This is a genomic window from Enterococcus sp. AZ196, from assembly GCF_050498845.1.
In the GTDB taxonomy this organism is placed as follows: Bacteria; Bacillota; Bacilli; order Lactobacillales; family Enterococcaceae; genus Enterococcus_A; species Enterococcus_A murrayae.
Genome location: NZ_JBIPAM010000001.1, coordinates 407,463 through 427,500, shown reverse-complemented (window position 1 = coordinate 427,500; position 20,038 = coordinate 407,463). Strand labels below are relative to the sequence as shown.

The window sequence follows — 20,038 nt, the reverse complement described above, 5'->3', positions numbered from 1 at the left end:
CTTACTCTGAGGCTAGCCCTAAAGCTATTTCGGAGAGAACCAGCTATCTCCAAGTTCGTTTGGAATTTCTCCGCTACCCACACCTCATCCCCGCACTTTTCAACGTACGTGGGTTCGGTCCTCCAGTGCGTTTTACCGCACCTTCAACCTGGACATGGGTAGATCACATGGTTTCGGGTCTACGACCACTTACTCATTCGCCCTATTCAGACTCGCTTTCGCTGCGGCTCCGTCTTTTCAACTTAACCTCGCAAGTAATCGTAACTCGCCGGTTCATTCTACAAAAGGCACGCTATCACCCATTAACGGGCTCTAACTTGTTGTAGGCACACGGTTTCAGGATCTATTTCACTCCCCTTCCGGGGTGCTTTTCACCTTTCCCTCACGGTACTGGTTCACTATCGGTCACTAGGGAGTATTTAGCCTTGGGAGATGGTCCTCCCGGATTCCGACGGAATTCCTCGTGTTCCGCCGTACTCAGGATCCTCCTAGGTGTCAGTCAAATTTTGTCTACGGGGCTTTTACCCTTTCCAGCAGACCTTTCCAGGTCCTTCGACTATCTCACTGAACTACCATATCGGAGTCCTACAACCCCAAGAGGCAAGCCTCTTGGTTTGGGCTTTTCCCGTTTCGCTCGCCGCTACTCAGGGAATCGATTTTTCTTTCTCTTCCTGCAGGTACTTAGATGTTTCAGTTCTCTGCGTCTACCTCTAATCAGCTATGTATTCACTGAAAAGTAACATCCTATAAAAGATGCTGGGTTTCCCCATTCGGAAATCTCCGGATCAAAGCTTACTTACAGCTCCCCGAAGCATATCGGTGTTAGTCCCGTCCTTCATCGGCTCCTAGTGCCAAGGCATCCACCGTGCGCCCTTATTCACTTAACCTTATCCTAACTTGCGTTAGGGGTTTGATTGTTTCATCTAGCGATAGACTTCCCAATCAGAAAAAAATAAGCAATTGAACGTATTAAAAAACTCATTCAACGCGGTGTTCTCGGTTTGTTTAAAATTATGTTTCTGTATCCAGTTTTCAATGAACGAATGATGACCAACGTCATCAATGGAGCCTAGCGGGATCGAACCGCTGACCTCCTGCGTGCAAAGCAGGCGCTCTCCCAGCTGAGCTAAGGCCCCGGTATTTTTTTGAAAGTAGACCTCTCAAAACTGAACGAATAAAAGCAAGCCTGTGTAGTTTCCGTAACGTTCATCTTAGATGAACTGATTCCTTAGAAAGGAGGTGATCCAGCCGCACCTTCCGATACGGCTACCTTGTTACGACTTCACCCCAATCATCTATCCCACCTTAGGCGGCTGGCTCCAAAAGGTTACCTCACCGACTTCGGGTGTTACAAACTCTCGTGGTGTGACGGGCGGTGTGTACAAGGCCCGGGAACGTATTCACCGCGGCGTGCTGATCCGCGATTACTAGCGATTCCGGCTTCATGTAGGCGAGTTGCAGCCTACAATCCGAACTGAGAGAAGCTTTAAGAGATTAGCTTAGCCTCGCGACTTCGCGACTCGTTGTACTTCCCATTGTAGCACGTGTGTAGCCCAGGTCATAAGGGGCATGATGATTTGACGTCATCCCCACCTTCCTCCGGTTTGTCACCGGCAGTCTCGCTAGAGTGCCCAACTAAATGATGGCAACTAACAATAAGGGTTGCGCTCGTTGCGGGACTTAACCCAACATCTCACGACACGAGCTGACGACAACCATGCACCACCTGTCACTTTGCCCCCGAAGGGGAAGCTCTATCTCTAGAGTGGTCAAAGGATGTCAAGACCTGGTAAGGTTCTTCGCGTTGCTTCGAATTAAACCACATGCTCCACCGCTTGTGCGGGCCCCCGTCAATTCCTTTGAGTTTCAACCTTGCGGTCGTACTCCCCAGGCGGAGTGCTTAATGCGTTAGCTGCAGCACTGAAGGGCGGAAACCCTCCAACACTTAGCACTCATCGTTTACGGCGTGGACTACCAGGGTATCTAATCCTGTTTGCTCCCCACGCTTTCGAGCCTCAGCGTCAGTTACAGACCAGAGAGCCGCCTTCGCCACTGGTGTTCCTCCATATATCTACGCATTTCACCGCTACACATGGAATTCCACTCTCCTCTTCTGCACTCAAGTTTCCCAGTTTCCAATGACCCTCCCCGGTTGAGCCGGGGGCTTTCACATCAGACTTAAGAAACCGCCTGCGCTCGCTTTACGCCCAATAAATCCGGACAACGCTTGCCACCTACGTATTACCGCGGCTGCTGGCACGTAGTTAGCCGTGGCTTTCTGGTTAGATACCGTCAAGGGATGAACATTTTACTCTCATCCTTGTTCTTCTCTAACAACAGAGTTTTACGATCCGAAAACCTTCTTCACTCACGCGGCGTTGCTCGGTCAGACTTTCGTCCATTGCCGAAGATTCCCTACTGCTGCCTCCCGTAGGAGTTTGGGCCGTGTCTCAGTCCCAATGTGGCCGTTCACCCTCTCAGGTCGGCTATGCATCGTTGCCTTGGTGAGCCGTTACCTCACCAACTAGCTAATGCACCGCGGGTCCATCCATCAGTGACGCAAAAGCGCCTTTCAAACCGAAACCATGCGGTTTCGATTGTTATACGGTATTAGCACCTGTTTCCAAGTGTTATCCCCTTCTGATGGGCAGGTTACCCACGTGTTACTCACCCGTTCGCCACTCCTTTTCTTTCGGTGGAGCAAGCTCCGGTGAAAGAAAAAGCGTTCGACTTGCATGTATTAGGCACGCCGCCAGCGTTCGTCCTGAGCCAGGATCAAACTCTCATATAAAGTGTTTGAAACAGTCGTTAAACTGTTAAGCTCAATTGTATTAATTGACTTGCTAGCATATTGCTTGCTATGTTGTTTGTTTCTATTAAATAGAAACGCCCTACACATTTGGTTTGTTTTATTCGTTCAGTTTTCAAAGGTCTACATTGTTTGTCGCTTTGTTTCAGCAACTTTTATATCATATCAGCTTTTTGTTTGAAAGTCAACAACTTTTATTTAAAAACTTTTTGATAAAAAAACAAGTTTGCTTTTCGTTTCGTTTCGGCGACTTTATAAAAATACCACAAGATTTTTCATCCGTCAACTATTATTTTTAATTTTTTTCAAGATGTTTTTATCTCTTGGGAACATTTAATAATATAGCAATCTTCAAGCAGTAATGCAACTATTTTTTGCACTTTTTTTCAATCTTTTTTATTTTTCGAACGTTCATTTGAAACTCCAAAATAACGTTCGATTTTAAAACAAAAATAACGCTATCTTAAGTGAATTTTTTTTGTAACTTTCGCATAAAAAAACAGTCGAGTTCTACTCGACTGTTTTCTCTTCCACCATCGGAATAAAAATTCTGAAAATCGTTCCTTTGCCAACAGAACTTTCCACACTGATACTTCCCTTATAACTCTCTAAAAGTTTATGAGCAATCGACAAGCCTAAGCCGTTTCCACCTTTTGTACGGGCACGAGCCTTATCTACTCTGTAAAAACGATTAAACACTTTAGCAATATCTTCGTCTGGGATCCCTTCACCGAAATCTTGGATGGCGATTTCGAACTTATTCAGCGTCGAAGAAACCGAAATGTGCACTTCTTTACGGTCTGTCGAATATTTTACGGCATTATCCAAAATGATGATCAAAATTTGTTCTAAATGATTGCGGTAGATTTTCAGCATCTTCTCACCATCTAGATCATCATCCAATGTAAAAGTAAACTCAGGGTATAACAGCTTAAAATTATTGAATACCTGGTAAGTAACTTCCTTTGCTTTTGAAGTCTCATTTCCATAATAAACATCCACCTGCTCAGCACGAGACAAGTCCAGCATTTCTTGCACTAGACTCTTCATCCGAACAAGCTCCTGCAGACTGGCTTGAATAGACTCATCCAATATTTCTGGATCATCTTTCCCCCAGCGGTTCAACATATTTAAATGACCTTCAATCACTGCTACCGGGGTTCTCAGCTCATGAGAAACATCTTCAACAAACTGTTCCTGCTGTTCAATATACATTCGAATGCGATCGATGACATCATTAAAGATAATAGCCAAGTCAGCCAGTTCATCATTGGTCGTTATTTCAGGAACATGTACCTCAGCCTGCGGATCTTGACGGATGATCTCCATCGTATCTCGCAATATCTTGACCGGCTTCAAGAAGTAAGAAGATAGCAAAAAGCCCAAGAAGCTACTCAAAAGCAGTGACACAATTTCCAAAACGATCAGCGTCAGCAGTAATTTACTCCGCATTTCATAAAAATCAGATAACTCATAAAAAACTTGAGCATAGCCGATTTTCTCTCGCGTCTTCTTAGAATAAATCGGTTCAACAGATAGAAAACCATTATTTTCATCAACGGTAACAATCGTCGGCTCTTTGTGCTTTGTCTGCACTAGCGGGCGATAGTCCTTTTGTGTTTTGAAAATCAGCTTCTTATCCAGATTATAAATATCCAAAGACAATTGCCGCTGTCCGAGCTCTGAAATAAAATCATCGATCCGCATCATATTGCCTTCTAATGTCATATTTTGATCGTATATCGCATTGTCTCGACTGTCGGACTCTGTCAATGTGCGGTACGTATTGACTAGTGTCAGCTCCTCATCTGCGTTGGCTAAACGAGAAGTGACTTCAGAGATCGTCCGCTCGACATTGTTTCTTTCCTTCGTCACAATCAAATTAACCGAAGATTTATATGTGATGACTGCAAAAATGGTAAAAACCACGAATATAAAGAAAGAACTTGTAAAGGCCCACTTGATGGTGAGTGAGGGCCCTTTCAGTTCTCTTTGTTTCTTGATAAATTTTCTCATGAGCGCATAACGTACCCAGTACCACGGACAGTTTGAATATAGCTGTCTTCACCTGGTACATCGATTTTATTACGCAAGTAACGAATATACACGTCAACAACGTTTGTTTCTACTTCTGTTTCGTAACCCCAAACCTTATTAAGTAAAACATCACGAGCTAAAACAACATTGACATTTTCCATAAGCGTCAATAGTAATTCGTATTCACGTTTTGTCAGCTCAATAATTTCATTTCCGCGGCGAACTACACGGTTTTCTTTTTCAATCGTTAAGTCACGATAAGTGATCGTTGTTTGTTTAGCAACGTTCTTATCCCCTTCGATATCGATTCGACGAAGTAATGCACGTAGACGTGCTAATAGTTCTTCGATAGCAAACGGCTTGACGATATAATCATCTGCACCATGATCTAACCCTGAAACACGGTCAATAACAGAATCTCGGGCAGTCATCATGATGATCGGCGTATTTTTAACTTGACGAACACGACGACAAACTTCTAAGCCATTTAATTCAGGAAGCATCAAATCAAGTAAGATCGCATCCCAGTCACTTTCCAAAGCGGCTTCAAGTCCTGTTCTACCATTATAATGAACTTCTGTATCATAGCCTTCGTGCTTCAATTCTAGTTCGACAAAACGAGCTAGATTTTTCTCATCCTCAATGATCAGAATATTACTCATTTTTTTAGTTCCTTTCCAAGTTGGATTTCATTAAACCTCTATCATTATAGGGCTAAACCTGTCAAAAAGCTATAGTTAGTTATCAGTAATATTATAAATAACTCTTGCTATTCTTCGTGGTACCAGCTGTAGTGATAAATTCCTTCTTTATCCGTACGTTCATACGTATGAGCGCCAAAGTAATCACGTTGTGCTTGGATCAAGTTCGCTGGCAAACGTTCTGCACGATAAGAATCGTAATAAGTGATTGCAGAGGAGAATGTTGGCACCGGCACACCTGCTTGAACAGCAATGGCGACAACTTCACGAACTGCTTGTTGATACTTGTCAGTGATTTCCTTGAAGTAATCATCCAGCATCAAGTTTGCCAAATCTGCATCTTTTTCATAGGCATCCGTGATTTTTTGCAAGAAACGAGCGCGAATAATACAGCCGGCACGCCAGATTTTCGCGATTTCACCAAATGGCAAATCCCAGCCAAACTCTTTTGATGCTGCCCGTAATTCAGAGAAGCCTTGCGCATAACTCATGATTTTACTGAAATAAAGTGCTTCACGAATTTTTTCGATTAATTCTTGTTTATCACCTTCATATTTGTAAGGCGCTGGTCCAGCAAGAACTTTGCTGGCAGCAACCCGTTCTTCCTTATATGCAGAGATGAAACGAGCGAATACAGACTCTGTAATCAACGGTAATGGTACACCTAAGTCCAGCGCACTTTGTGAAGTCCATTTACCTGTTCCTTTATTACCAGCAGCATCTTTGATCACATCAACGATAGCCTTATCTGTTCCTTCGTCGTCCTTGCGAGTCAAGATGTCCGCAGTGATCTCGATCAGGTAGCTGTCTAACTCGCCTTTATTCCACTCTGAGAACACTTCTGCCATTTCATCAACTGAAAGTCCTAGTAAGTGCTGCATCAGGTCATATGATTCAGCAATCAATTGCATATCGCCGTATTCGATTCCGTTGTGAACCATTTTTACATAGTGACCCGCACCATTAGCGCCGATGTAAGTAACACATGGTTCGCCATCTTCGGCCTTCGCAGCAATTTGTTCAAAAATAGGAGCGACTAGATCATAGGCTTCTTTTTGCCCTCCCGGCATCATTGAAGGCCCTTCTAATGCACCTTTTTCACCGCCAGAAACACCGGTACCAATGAAATTGATTCCTGAATTGGCTAATTCTTCGTTGCGACGAATCGTATCTTTAAAGAATGTATTTCCTCCATCGATCAAAATATCGCCTTTATCTAAATGTGGTAATAGTGATTGAATCGTTGCATCTGTCGCTGGTCCTGCTTGCACCATTAACATGATACGACGTGGCTTCTCGATCGAGTCAACAAACTCCTCGATTGAAAAAGTTGCTTTTAAATTGCGATCAGGATGCTCCGCTACCACCGCTTCAGTTTTTGAGCCCGTACGATTGTACAAAGCCACCGAGTAGCCGCGGCTCTCGATATTTAAAGCCAGGTTTTTTCCCATTACGGCCATACCGACGACGCCGAATTGTTGTTTTGACATAGTATACCCTCCTAATTACTCAATACGATTCTCATTATATCCTAAGAAAGTGAGAATGGAAAATGAATAGTGTTTTTAATATGAAAAGCTCTTTGAAATCTTCAAAGAAATTAATCTAAACAGACTCGCTGTTAAGACCAGAAGATATTCTCGATTGAGTGATCCTCTGCCTGTTTTAGCCAAGAAAAAAACCTCAAGACTCCATGGTTAGTCTTGAGGTTTTGACTTTCTCTATTAAAAAGTGCTTATGCTTCTTTAGACATAACATCTTTTCCATCATAGTAGCCGCAGTTGGCACATACGTGATGGCTCTTCTTCATTTCGCCACAGTTAGGACATTCGTTCAATCCTTTAATGGTCAATTTGTAGTGAGTACGACGTTTGTTCTTTTTAGCTTTTGATGTTTTTCTAGCTGGTACTGCCATTGGGTGTTACACCTCCTTATAAAATGAAGTATCATTTACTGATACATTTTATTCCAATCTTACTTATCATCTTCCGATTCGTTGAATAGTTCAGATAATTTTGCAAGACGAGGATCAATTGTTTCAGCAGATTCTTTTTTCTGCAAATACTCTTCTTCGCTCACGACTTCCCAATCGTTGCCTTTTGGTAAATCTGTCGCTTGTAATTCTTCTTCAGAAAAGACCTGCATCGGAATCGCTAATAAAATGTTATCTTCGATAGAATCGGTCAAGTCGATCGTATCACTGTCTAGGACAAGAATCTCTTCGTCTCTTTCTTCTTCCATTGAAGTCCATTGCTCCCGTGTCATGAATACTTCGTCCACCGAAAGATCAAGTGGCAGATCAACTGGTTCCAAGGAGCGGGCTGAAGGAACAGTTACAATAGTTTTCAATCGATAATGTAAAATATATTCATTTTTTCCAACAGACAAGATCCCTTCTACAGTAACCGGAGCTACTGACAAGATCTCATTATCGCGGGCTGTTAATGCGTCATTCACATCAATCGTTTCTGAAAAATTTAGTGCTTCTTCTTTATAGCGGCGCAATTCGCCAATCGACCATTTCATCATTCATCACCTCTAAGCAACAATCGATATTATACAGGTGGAAAAAACCTTTGTCAACGAAATTTTCTTGACACCCTCAAAAGCTTTCTGGGCTCGTCCAGATTTTGAGCATTAAGACTAAAACAATTCTAAATCGCTTTTCAGATTTCGAATTGTTTTCGCTTAATGTTGAAAAATCTAGCCCAGAAAGCTGGATGCCAGCTCCAATCTCGTGAAGCTCGCCCAGCTTTTGAACAATATTTTCGCTTATTGCTGAAAAAGCTAGCTTAGAAAGCTGGATGCCATGACAAATCTCGTGGAGCTCGTCCAGCTTTCCCACCCGATATTTTCATAGAAAAGGACTGTGACACATAGGTCGCAGTCCCTAAATTTCCTTTTAAAACGACAGTCTAATCGAAAGCTTAGATTGCTGTTGTTTGTCCACGGTAGACGATACCACGACGAGGGTCAACAGTGACTAATTCACCGTCAACAACTGTTGAAGTCGCATCCTTCGCACCAACTACTACAGGAATATCTTGAGCGATACCTACAACAGCAGCGTGAGAAGTCAATCCGCCGTCTTCAACGATCAAAGCAGCAGCTTTTTCAATTGCAGGCATGTAATCTTTATCAGTTGTTGGTACAACTAGAACCATACCGTCTTTCGCATTTTTGATTGCTTCTTCAGCAGTTTTAGCAACTACTGCGTGAGCAACTACTGTTGATTCGCCGATACCTTGGGCTTGCAGCAATTTAGAACCAATCATTTGAACCTTCATAACGTTCGTCGTTCCGCGTTCGCCAACTGGTACACCAGCAGTGATCAAGATCAAGTCGCCTTCTTTAGCGAAACCTAAGTCAACTGCTTTTTGTGCAGCTAAATCGAACATTTCGTCAGTTGTTGTTGGTTTTTCAGCAACTGTTGGGTATACGCCCCAGTTAACCATCAAGCTGCGTTTTGTATGTTCGTCGAAAGTCACAGCCAAGATGTCTGCATCTGGACGGTATTTAGAGATCATACGCGCAGTGTGGCCTGATTCAGTTGCAGCAACAATTGTTTTAACACCTAAGTTTTTCGCAGCGCGAGCAACAGATAAACCGATTGTTTCAGTAACGTTTGATTTATCGAATTCATTGATTTGGAATGAACCTAATTCTGACAAAGCAGATTCAGCTTCCATGTCAATACGAGCCATTGTGCCTACAGCTTCAACTGGATATTTCCCATTTGCAGATTCACCAGAAAGCATTGTAGCATCTGTTCCGTCAAATACAGCGTTGGCAACGTCAGATGCTTCCGCACGTGTTGGACGTGGGTTTTCTTGCATAGACTCTAACATTTGAGTCGCTGTAATAACTGGTTTGCCAGCCGCGTTACATTTTTTGATGATACGTTTTTGAACCATTGGTACTAGTTCAGGTGCGATTTCAACACCCATGTCTCCACGAGCGATCATGATACCATCAGAAACTTTGATGATTTCATCGATGTTATCGATACCTTCTTGTGATTCGATTTTAGGGAAGATATGAACGTGAGTCATATTTTTTTCTTCAAGGATTTCGCGAATTTCAAGAACGTCTTGTGCTTTACGTACAAAACTTGCAGCGATAAAGTTGATGTCGTTGTCTAAACCAAAACGGATATCATCTGCATCTTTTTCAGTGATACCAGGCAAGTTGATTGAGATACCAGGAGCGTTGACCCCTTTACGAGAACCCAACATACCAGCATTTTTAACCAGCATGATCAATTCGCGGTTAGCGTCATCTTTGCCCACGATCTCCATGTCAATCAAACCATCATCGAATAGGATGTGTCCGCCGATATGTGCATCGTCGAATAGACCAGGGTAAGTAACAGCGATTTTTTCTTTGGTTCCTTTATGTTCAGAATCCATTGAGATACGAGTTTCATCGCCTACGTTAAATTCGATATATCCAGCGCGGCCGTAATCTGCTTCTGTTGTGTCTTGAACAGTTGTACGGATTTCAGCGCCTTTTGTATCTAAAAGAATACCCACATCTTTACCAGTTTTTTCTACTGCTTCACGAACCATGTTCATACGTGTAAGTTGTTCTTCGTGGTCTCCGTGTGAGAAGTTGAAACGGAACACGTTAGCACCAGCTTCAATTAATTGAGAGATAGTTTCCACTGTGTTACTTGCTGGTCCTAATGTACTAACGATCTTCGTTTTTTTCATTACGTAATACGCTCCATTCTTGTTTCTTGATTGTTTATAATATATAGCTCTTCACTATTATTAACGAGATTAAAATGAGATTTGGTGGTTCAATTCATACAATGATAAATCAGGTTTGTGTTTGTTGTTTTCCAATGTTTCAACGATGTCAGAAGCGATCACTTCATTATCCTCGATACCAATGCACAATCCGCCTTTGCCCTCTAACAATAAATCAACGGCATAAGAACCGAATTTGCTGGCTAACACACGGTCGCGTGCACTTGGTGAACCACCGCGGACAACGTGTCCTAATACACTGACACGTGTATGGAAGTCGCCGTATTCAGCTAACTTATCAGCGAACTCATTTCCGCCCATAACGCCTTCCGCTAAGATGATCAAGCAATGTTTCTTCCCGCGATCACGGCCTGCTTGGATTTTCTTCGCAATTTTTTCCATGTCGAAATCATGCTCAGGAATAACGATTTCATCAGCTCCGCCGGCTACACCGGACCATAAAGCGATATCGCCTGCGTTCCGCCCCATTACTTCGATAACGAATGTACGAACATGTGACGTCGCTGTATCACGAATACGGTCAACGGATTCTAATACGGTGTTGATCGCTGTATCAAAACCAACAGTGAAGTCTGTTCCTGGAATATCATTGTCGATCGTCCCTGGAATACCGACAGCTGGATAACCATGTTTAGTCAAAGCTAAGGCGCCATGGTAAGAGCCGTCTCCGCCGATTACTACTAATCCTTCAATACCAAATTTTTTCAATTGCTCGATCCCTTTTAATTGCCCTTCTTCAGTAGCAAATTCTGGATAACGAGCTGAATATAAGAAAGTTCCGCCTCGTTGGATCTTGTCACCAACATCCGCAACATCCAAACGACGGATATCACCAGCAACTAGACCGGCAAAACCATAATTGATGCCATAAACTTCCATGCCTTCGAAAATCGCTTTACGAACGACCGCACGAACAGCAGCGTTCATTCCGGGAGCGTCTCCTCCACTTGTTAAAATTCCAATGCGTTTCATTTTCTCACCTCATAAGTATTCTCAAAAAAACATACATCGTTTAATTCATGGTACATTCTACCAAAAAACATCCCAAAAGTCTTGGGATGTCTTCGGGAAAAGCGCGTATTTTGAAAAAAGTTTTTGAAAGTTACAAGAAATCATCTTATTACGACGTTTTGTTCCCCTAATATGTCACTTAAAGCATTTAAGAGGGTGTCATTAACCCCCACCCAAAACTTTTTATCCAGCACAATCTTTCGACGACTTTTTTCATAATAGATCAAAACGGGGATTTTTCCTGGTGATAATTGAAGTCTTTCGGCAATTCCCTGTTGAATTTCTGTCGTATCATATTTTTCCTGTACACGCAGATACAATGTTTTATCACTGATATCGTCTTCTGCGATTTGAGCTGGAACCATTTCTTCGACTAATAACTGGATCGCTTGATCATAGCGGCTGCGCTCTACTTTCCCTTGAACCAAATATACCTTTTCAAGTTCAATATCTTTGCGTAATCGACGATAGGACTGCGGGAAGATCGTCAATGATACCTCTCCGCTTTGGTCATTTCCTGTCAGAAACGCCATCTGTTCTCCTTTTTTAGTTCGGATCTCGCGAACCTCTTTTAAATAGAAGAGAATCTTCCCATGACTGCCGACAGTAAGCTCAGTAATCGGCTGTAAATCCTTTTGCTTCAATAATTTAGGAAAGTTCTCCGTCGGATGTCCCGAGACATATAGCCCCAGATATTGTTCCTCGTAATTCAAGCGTTCAGCCAATGAATAATCCTCAGATGGACGTTCCTTTAGACTCATCACATCCAGCAATGACATGCTGCCGCCGCTATACTCCACATTTTGAATTTTCCCTTCCAGCCCATCAGCCAGTTCCCGCCGATTTGGGTGCAGCTCATCGAAAGCCCCTATGAAAATCAACGGTGCGATATAGTCGATTTTCAGCCAGCGAGATTCAATCCGCAAAAGAAATTGATCCAAGGATTTGAACGGACCTTCTGCCTTGCGCGTTGCCAAAATATTACCGACAAAATCGCGCCGCATTCCTTTAATGGCGTCCAAACCAAAACGAATCAATGCTTTTTCTACCAAGGTAAAGCTGTAGCTGCTGCGATTAATATCCGGCGCCAATAATTTCACCCCTGCACGATTAGCTTCGGCGATGTATTCTCTCAGCTTTTTTGGATCATTTCGAACAGACTGCATCAGCGCTGTGTAAAAGGCCCCAGGATAATGAACTTTTAAATACGCCATTTGATAGCCGACAAAGCTGTACGCTACCGAATGAGACCGATTAAATCCATAGTTGGCAAAACGTTCAATATAATCGTACACTTCTTCAGCACTCTTTTGACTATGCCCGCGACCAACAGCTCCGCTGACAAAATGACGTCTTTCTTCATCTAATAAGTCCTTTTTCTTTTTGCTGACCGCTCGCCGCAAAATATCCGCCTCACCTAAGCTGAAGCCGGCCATCTGAGCAGCCACCTGCATAATTTGCTCTTGATAAACGATAAAACCATATGTTGGCGCTAATATCTGTTGAACAGACGCATCCGGAAAGGTGACTGGCTCCTTGCCGTTTTTCCGCGCAATGAACTGATCGATAATCTGCATCGGTCCCGGACGGTACAATGCATTGACCGCTACGATATCTTCAAAAGATGTCGGATGCAGATTACGCAGCACTTTTCGGATACCAGCAGATTCGAATTGGAAAACACCACTCGTTTCGCCTCGCTGAAACAGAGCCAAGGTTGCTGGATCATCCAATGGAACATTTTTCAAATTCAGCTCTTCACGGTAAATACGACGAACGTTTTGCAACGCGTTATCAATAATAGAAAGGTTCCGCAGTCCTAAGAAGTCCATCTTCAACAGGCCAATAGTCTCCACATCTGTCATGGTGAACTGCGTCAGTAAAATATCCTCAGAACCATTCTGCAAGGGAACGACACCGAGCAAGTTCATATCACTGATTACTACACCGCCAGCATGAGTGGAGACGTGCCGCGGCAAGCCTTCTAAAGCCAAGGCGGTTTGGAACAGTAAATTACTGCGTTCGTCATTAGCAACCAGTCGTTTCAGTGGCTCAGATTTTTCATAAGCCTCTCGTAAAGTGATCTTCAATTGATTGGGGATCGCCTTTGACCAGCGGTTTGCCTCACTTTGTGATAAGCCGAAGACACGTCCGACATCCCGTAACACCATCTTTGCCGCCATTGTTCCAAATGTCGCGATTTGCGAGACATGGAAATGGCCGTACTTTTCATGGACATAGTGCAGAACCTGATTCCGCCGATTGTCGGGAATATCCAAATCGATATCGGGCATGCTGTTTCGTTCAGGATTCAAGAACCGTTCAAATAAAAGATTGTATTTGATCGGGTCAACATCGGTAATACTCAAAACATAAGCAACTAATGAACCGGCAGCTGATCCACGGCCAGCTCCAGAAACAATCTTGCTGCGATGTACATAATCCATCACATCCCAGACAATCAAGAAATAGTCATCGAACCCCATACTATGGATAATCCCCAGTTCTCGAGTCAACCGCTGACGATATTCCTCAGTCGCTTCAGGAATTCGCTCCGGTAATTTTTCCCAGCAAAGCTTTTGCAAATAAGCATCCGCTGTTTGCTGTGTCGGTACTGGATAATGCGGGAGTAATTTTTGATGCAGCGGCAATTCAAACTGACACGTTTCGACAAGCTTTTGAGCATTCATGACCGCGTCCTTATCATCAAAGCCGGCCAACAGCTCTTCCATCTCGACTAAATAGTTGTCTCCCAACTGATTGGTCAGCTCTTCTCTAGGCAGCTGACTGCCGTTTTGGATGTGTCCCATAACTTTGATCGCAAAAGCTTGGGTCGCGTCCAAATACGCTACTTCATGAATCGCGATTGTCGGGAACCCTTCTGGTAAAACCGAAGTCTTTATTTCTGGTGAAATCCCTAAATAGATTTCTCCGTTTATAGCTTCCGCAATCTTGGCAATAATTGGTTCGCGTGGTTCATTCAGTGCATCGACAGGCAAAACTGTGACCACGTTTTCTCCGTCGATTTTATATTCAGATAATGACTGCGGCTTTTCTGCCATCATGCGTGTACTAGATAAACGCATCAACTCTTGATAGCCGGCGACATTTTTGGCGTAAAATAATATTCTTTCGGTCGCCTCTTCCAAATAGAAGTCCAGCTCCAAACCAATGATGCCGATCATTTGATTTCTTTGGCAGGCTTGGAAAAACTCTACAGCCCCATACAGAACATTTTCATCAGTAATCGCGATTGCAGTATAGCCTCGAGCCTTCGCCGTTTCCACATAATCGCTGATCGTTAAAGTACTTTTCAATAATGAATAGGAAGTTTTCGTATAAAGTTGTGGTAAAATCATGCTCTCCTCCTACTTCCTTAATAATAATGTAGTTAATTGTGATTGATTATTTATCTCATGCAACTAGTAACAGCGGAACTCAAAGCACGAGACTTTTCTTTACATTTTCAAAAAAAATGCTAAACTAAATCTAGAAATTCTTGCGAAAAGAGGTGCTCTTGATGAAATATCTAGTTACATTATTTTGGGCTTTCGCAATTGGACAAGCCGTTTGTTATCTAGGTGGTGCCTTGCAAAGTGGTTCTTATAACTTCGAATTATCTACGATTATATCACTGATCGTGGGTGTTATCGCACTTGTTGCCGCACGTTTTGTTTCACCGAAAAAAGCTGAAGCATAGACAAAACCAGTTACTATATTGTAACTGGTTTTTTGTTTTTTTCATAGCTCGAAGCCAATAGGAATTGTTCTTCATTTGTAAACCTCATTCTTATCGCCTATAAAAATTTACGCGCTTCTATAATTAACATTCCTCTGCTCTGCTTGCATCCTATCTGATAGAGGTTGTTTTTATTTTATCCATTTTCCCCAAAAAAAGAGCAGAATCAAATCGCTCTGCTCTTTCAAGGTATGACATATAAATAAAACAGCTTCTCTAAAATCGTTAAACTCTTTCCCACGAAACCTATGAGCAGCCTTATTTCTCGTGAGTCTAACTCTGCCCTGCTGGATCGCTGAACTGCATTTTTTCACCGAATTTTTCCAGCCGTTGATCGCGAATTCTGTGAATAATTGCTGTAATTTCAGCATCTCCAGCATGGTATGCTCTGTGTACTTCAGCGGAAACGGTCAATAGATTCTGTTCATGATCTGTTCCATTATTCGAGACAAAAATTAAATGATGGATTGCCAACTCACCCTTGCTAGCTGGAATTCGTATGCCGTGTCGGTTATACTGCGCCAGGTCTGCTCCGCTGATTTGACAAAAGAAGCGATCACGGCACGCAATCCGATAAGGCAAGCTGGGCATATGCCGTTTCGTAAAGGTCGCCTGTGAATAATTGCGAGAACAACTATCCTTGCAAAAAGAGCGTCGACCCTTCGGCAAAGCCTGACCACACCATTTACAGCTTGATGCATCTGGACGTAAATCGCACTGATTAAAACTCAAGGCCTCTCCGAACTGCCGTTCATACTCTGCCAAGCTTAACCAATTGCGCTGGTAGCCAAACTCGTTTTGGCGTAGTTGACTTCCTTGTCCTTTGTAATAGTGCTTTTCTGGCAAGGCTTGAACAAGTGCATCTAAGGTCGCTTTTTCTTGAACAGTTGGCGGTCTTTTATTAGAAAGCTTTTGCAGCTCTTGACCATCGAACGCATAGACTGCTCGACAGCGGAAGCAAACACAGACTATTTCCTGAAAACCATCCTTCAACAAAATATCTAGCTTTCTTTGACAGGTTGGACAATTGGCACCCATCATCTTGACACGTTTATAAGTCATAAAAACTCCCTTTACAATTGATTGATTCACGCTGCCCTATCATTGTATAGCAATAACACTCAAAGCAAAAATCCTATGCAGCGGCTTTTATTATCTTAGCAGCTCTCTAGATCTTCGTCTTTGTTGCCAGCAGCTTCCGAAAATTAAAAAGACTCAAAATAATATTGCCAAAAACACATGCACTTGTTACAAGGAAAACTGCCGGATAGCCCAGCCCATGTGCAACGGTTGACCCTAGCATGGGGCCGATAACCTGTCCAAAGTTATTGAACATCTGATTATAGCTGAAAATACGACTGACGCCTTCAGGAGGACTAATTTTACTGATCAATGTATTGATAGACGGCATTAGAGCCCCTGTCGAAAAGCCTAAGAAGAAACGCAGCACGCCCAGTTGAAAAGGCGTTTTCACAAAAGCCATTGGTATAAAGCAGATCAGCGACAGCGCTAAACCAGCTAACAGCACCTTGTGATTCCCGATCCGATCCCCTATTTTCCCCAATGTCGGTGAAGAGGCAATCGCCGATACCCCAGCGATTGAAACGATAAACCCGCTGATGACCAACGCATTGCTGCTGGAACCGCTCAAATCACGAATGTATAATGTCAGAATTGGACTGATACTCGTTACTCCGACTTGGAGGATCAACGTACTGATAAACAAACCAATCAGGATCGGCATATAATTGATCCGTTTCCGTAATTCCGCCATACTGATAACGTCTGCCTTTTCGATTGGTTTGAAATCTTCCTTCACCATAAAGACAGTTAAAAAAGTACAGACAAGCAAAATCACTCCAGTAATAATAAACACATTTCGCAAACCAAACCATTGCGCCAGCATCCCGCCGATTAATGGGCCAATCAAATTTCCTGCGACACCGCCTGTTGCCAACGTTCCTAACGCCCAGCCGCTCTTTTGCTTAGGCGCTTGCGATGCGATCAAAGCCGTTGCATTCGGCATATACCCAGATAACACACCAGTCATAAAACGCATGATTAATAACCAATAGACATTTGGAACAAAAGCCAGCGACCCCATCGTAAAAGTCATCCCTGCCGCTGCACGAATCATCATCAATCTACGTCCTTTTCGATCCGCCAAGCTTCCCCATAACGGTGAAACGATCGCCGCTGAAAATGCTGTTACAGAAATCGCCAATCCAGAGAATAAATCGACCTGCGATTTAGCTGTTCCCAACTGTTCTATATAGACTGGCAAAAAGGGCATGACCAAACTGAAGCTCGCTCCAGTGAAAAAACAACCGATCCATGAAATAAACAAATTTCTGCGCCAATTGATTTTCATCTTCTTGACTCCCCTTCCTCGCCAATTTTATGTATCTACTATAGCAGAGTCTAGAAGAAAAAACTTTCCTTCTCACTCAAGGAGATTGAAATTTTTCTAATGCTTTCATACTTTTTAAAGCGCTACGGTTGCGTTTTCCAATGGATGTGCTAGACTAAAACAAATTGAACGCAAGATAATAGTTTTACTCTTTGCAGCATTTTTCGAATGCTAAGCGCGCCGAGAGTTCAACTTATTTTCCCTCAAAAATAAATCTATTAATACGAAGTAGGAGTTTTTATGAAAAAATTGATCGCAATTGATTTAGACGGTACAACACTAAATCAAGATTCAAAAATTACTGATAAAACAGCTAAAACTTTACGTCGTGCTATCCAAGACGGCCACTCTGTAGTGATTGCAACAGGTCGTCCCTACCGCATGAGTAAAAACTTTTATCAAGAATTACAGCTAACGACGCCGATGATTAATTTTAACGGCGCTCTTGTCCATCTTCCTGGCAAAAAATGGGCGGACGAACAAGAAACATCCATCAATCGAAAAATCGTGTTTGATTTGATGGCAGAAAAGAAAAATCTAAAGCTTGATTTTATCGCTGCTGAAAATCGCGAAACCTTTTTTATTGATGACTTAAATTTCTTCGATCAGCACTTCTTTGCTAGTGATGTCGCGACTGCAGATAACCTGTTGACCGTCAACACGCTACAAACAAATCCAACCTCTGTCTTGTTGCGCAGCCAACCGGAAAATGTTAGCAGTGTTTCAGAAGAATTGAAACAACAAATCGGTCATGAGGTCGAAGTCAATACATGGGGCGGACCGAATCCAATGCTAGAAGTCGTAGCCAAGGGCATTCAAAAAGCTCACGGGCTGAAGCGAGTTATAGAAAGCTTAAATATGAAGCAAGAAGACATTCTTGCGTTCGGTGACGAGCACAACGATGTAGATATGCTGAAATTCGCCGGATGGGGCGTCGCGATGGCTAATGGGACTGATCAGGTAAAATCAGTCGCTAATGACATTACTGATAAACCAAATACCGAAGATGGTATGGCCGATTATTTAACTAAATATTTGGATCTATAAAAAAGAGAGAAACGATCGAATCCGATTGTTTCTCTCTTTTTCTTATTTTCCAAATAGCTCGAATGCCTTCTCCGCAAATCGTTGTCCAAAAAGCTCAAACATTTCTTTTGAGTCTTCATAATGATTTCCCACTGCATCAAGCGCCACTGGTCCATGATGGATAAACGGTTGACCAAAAGTCGCTCCGCCTGAATATATCAGCATCCCTTTTACTAACAGCATGCCCAACATAGAAAGAATTGCGCTATCACTGCCGCCTTGTGCATAATGAGCCGTCGCAAAGCCACCGCCTAATTTTCCAGCTAAAGAGAAATTGCCGCTTTCCTTCATTAACCATTGAGTGATCCGCCAATGACTCGTCGCCATATATGTCGGTGTTCCAAAAACGATTCCTGAACATTCATTCACATAGTTCGCGTTGATGGAGTCATCTACTGAATAGACACGCACTTCGCTGCCAACATTCCGCATCCCTTGAGCAATAATCTCCGCCATCTCTTTCGTCTGTCCCGTTTTACTGTAATAAATGACCGCTAATTTCAATAAAATCGCTCCTTTAATCCTTTTCTATAATGGTACCCTTTTATAAGCGGAGTGTTCAACAAAAAAAGAGAAGCATTATAGCTTCCCCTACTTCACAATAGTATATTCATCGATTGTTTTCCCGTCTTTGTCTTTTAGAACCAGCCAGCCATTGGTTCCTGCGTAATAAAGAAAGATCCCGACCTCATTGACACTTTTTAATACGATATCCTCTGTTGTCGTAAAATCCGAAATTTGATCGGCATGATCCGACCTCAGTTTTTCTGTTAAGCGTGCACTAAATCCCACTGAACCATCTTTATTCAGCGGCATCTCTCTTGTTAGTTTCGCTCCCGCCTTCAACAGCATTTCATTCCGCTTTTGCCACACAACTTCCCCTTTAGCAGCATTGTAGTCAATATAGAATGGAATTTCACTGACCTTTTTATTCCAGCGATGCTGCGCTTTAGCTGGCTTAGCCTTGACTTTTTTATTCTCATAGCCAAAGGTAGCCAAGATTTCAAACAACTCTTTTTGATGATTGGCTACAACTGTAAAATGATTTGGAGCAATTTTTTGCGACTCAAATAAGCCGGTCGTTTTCAGCCCGTTATCTCCCCAGACAGATAACATTTGCTGCGCCAGTTCTGAGCCTTCTATGTCCCAGGGTACATTGATTGTTACTAAACTATCCGCTTCCTTCGATACTTTTTTGTCGATTTTTTGTGCATAATCGACTGCATGTGCTTCGCGCCCCTTGTAATACAGCAATAGTTCCTCACTGCTCAAATCCGGGAGTTTTTTTAGTTCGCGATAGATTGTCATCGCACCTTGTTCACCGAAATGAATTTTCGTTACCTCACCATCTATTTCAACTGCTAATTTGATCATCGCTTTTCCCTCAAATCTTTTTTCTTAAGCTTATTAAAAAAAGTTTTTTGAGTCGAATAATTTGTCTTATATCAACAAATTTACAGCGAATCCTGCAAA

14 protein-coding genes, 1 tRNA gene and 2 rRNA genes (1 of these 17 running past the window's edge) are annotated in these 20,038 nt (G+C 42.7%); 2 read left to right on the top strand and 15 right to left on the bottom strand.

All coding sequences use genetic code 11. The features are described from left to right. The 11 genes from IGI67_RS02065 to IGI67_RS02015 all read right to left on the bottom strand — a co-directional run. Positions 1-887, bottom strand: a 23S ribosomal RNA gene (locus tag IGI67_RS02065); it reaches 2,026 nt to the left of the window's first position. 176 nt (positions 888-1,063) lie between these two features. Continuing rightward, a tRNA-Ala gene (locus IGI67_RS02060) sits at positions 1,064-1,136 on the bottom strand. Positions 1,137-1,232: 96 nt separating this feature from the next. Then, a 16S ribosomal RNA gene (locus IGI67_RS02055) occupies positions 1,233-2,791 on the bottom strand. The 16S and 23S rRNA genes sit together here with 1 tRNA gene alongside, the layout of an rRNA operon. Positions 2,792-3,319: 528 nt before the next feature. Next, entirely contained in the window at positions 3,320-4,825 is a 1,506-nt protein-coding gene (locus IGI67_RS02050) for a HAMP domain-containing sensor histidine kinase (protein WP_207109472.1), read from the bottom strand. Further along, on the bottom strand, positions 4,822-5,508 hold the full coding sequence (locus IGI67_RS02045; RefSeq protein ID WP_010740068.1) for a response regulator transcription factor: 687 nt from the start codon (positions 5,506-5,508) through the stop codon (positions 4,822-4,824). Before IGI67_RS02045 ends, IGI67_RS02050 begins: the two co-directional genes overlap by 4 nt. Before the next feature lie 107 nt (positions 5,509-5,615). Further along, entirely contained in the window at positions 5,616-7,037 is a 1,422-nt protein-coding gene (gene gndA, locus IGI67_RS02040) for an NADP-dependent phosphogluconate dehydrogenase (protein ID WP_429956595.1), read from the bottom strand. 245 nt (positions 7,038-7,282) lie between these two features. Continuing rightward, the gene (rpmF, locus tag IGI67_RS02035) at positions 7,283-7,462 is read right to left on the bottom strand and encodes a 50S ribosomal protein L32 (protein WP_010740070.1); all 180 of its coding nucleotides are present in this window, start codon (positions 7,460-7,462) and stop codon (positions 7,283-7,285) included. Between the two features lie 59 nt (positions 7,463-7,521). Continuing rightward, positions 7,522-8,073 carry a YceD family protein gene (locus IGI67_RS02030; RefSeq protein WP_429958601.1) on the bottom strand — a complete coding sequence of 184 codons (552 nt, stop codon included), beginning with the start codon at positions 8,071-8,073 and terminating at the stop codon, positions 7,522-7,524. 401 nt (positions 8,074-8,474) lie between these two features. Continuing rightward, entirely contained in the window at positions 8,475-10,259 is a 1,785-nt protein-coding gene (gene pyk, locus IGI67_RS02025) for a pyruvate kinase (protein ID WP_207109470.1), read from the bottom strand. Positions 10,260-10,328: 69 nt separating this feature from the next. Further along, positions 10,329-11,291 carry a 6-phosphofructokinase gene (gene pfkA / locus IGI67_RS02020; RefSeq protein ID WP_207109469.1) on the bottom strand — a complete coding sequence of 321 codons (963 nt, stop codon included), beginning with the start codon at positions 11,289-11,291 and terminating at the stop codon, positions 10,329-10,331. A 140-nt stretch (positions 11,292-11,431) separates the two neighbouring features. Continuing rightward, the gene (locus IGI67_RS02015) at positions 11,432-14,689 is read right to left on the bottom strand and encodes a DNA polymerase III subunit alpha (protein ID WP_429956594.1); all 3,258 of its coding nucleotides are present in this window, start codon (positions 14,687-14,689) and stop codon (positions 11,432-11,434) included. A gap of 161 nt (positions 14,690-14,850) precedes the next feature. On the opposite strand from IGI67_RS02015, the gene IGI67_RS02010 reads away from it, so the two are divergent. Further along, positions 14,851-15,030, top strand: coding sequence for a YjzD family protein (locus IGI67_RS02010; protein ID WP_207109467.1), 180 nt, complete (start codon positions 14,851-14,853; stop codon positions 15,028-15,030). A gap of 312 nt (positions 15,031-15,342) precedes the next feature. Here the strand turns inward: IGI67_RS02010 and IGI67_RS02005 are convergent, their stop codons facing one another. Both IGI67_RS02005 and IGI67_RS02000 read right to left on the bottom strand, forming a co-directional pair. After that, positions 15,343-16,131 (bottom strand): hypothetical protein, encoded by a 789-nt coding sequence (locus tag IGI67_RS02005; protein WP_429956593.1) that lies wholly within the window; start codon positions 16,129-16,131, stop codon positions 15,343-15,345. Positions 16,132-16,237: 106 nt separating this feature from the next. After that, complete coding sequence (locus IGI67_RS02000; RefSeq protein ID WP_429956592.1) at positions 16,238-17,440, bottom strand: multidrug efflux MFS transporter; 1,203 nt, start codon at positions 17,438-17,440, stop codon at positions 16,238-16,240. Between the two features lie 279 nt (positions 17,441-17,719). Here IGI67_RS02000 and IGI67_RS01995 point away from each other — a divergent pair, with 279 nt between their 5' ends. After that, positions 17,720-18,526: a Cof-type HAD-IIB family hydrolase gene (locus tag IGI67_RS01995; protein ID WP_207109465.1), complete on the top strand. Its 807-nt coding sequence runs from the start codon at positions 17,720-17,722 to the stop codon at positions 18,524-18,526. 42 nt (positions 18,527-18,568) lie between these two features. Here the strand turns inward: IGI67_RS01995 and IGI67_RS01990 are convergent, their stop codons facing one another. Both IGI67_RS01990 and IGI67_RS01985 read right to left on the bottom strand, forming a co-directional pair. Beyond that, complete coding sequence (locus tag IGI67_RS01990) at positions 18,569-19,069, bottom strand: flavodoxin family protein (RefSeq protein WP_207109464.1); 501 nt, start codon at positions 19,067-19,069, stop codon at positions 18,569-18,571. An 87-nt stretch (positions 19,070-19,156) separates the two neighbouring features. Continuing rightward, a complete protein-coding gene (locus tag IGI67_RS01985) occupies positions 19,157-19,939 on the bottom strand; it encodes a hypothetical protein (RefSeq protein WP_429956591.1) in 783 nt (260 codons plus the stop codon). Positions 19,940-20,038: the final 99 nt, after the last annotated feature.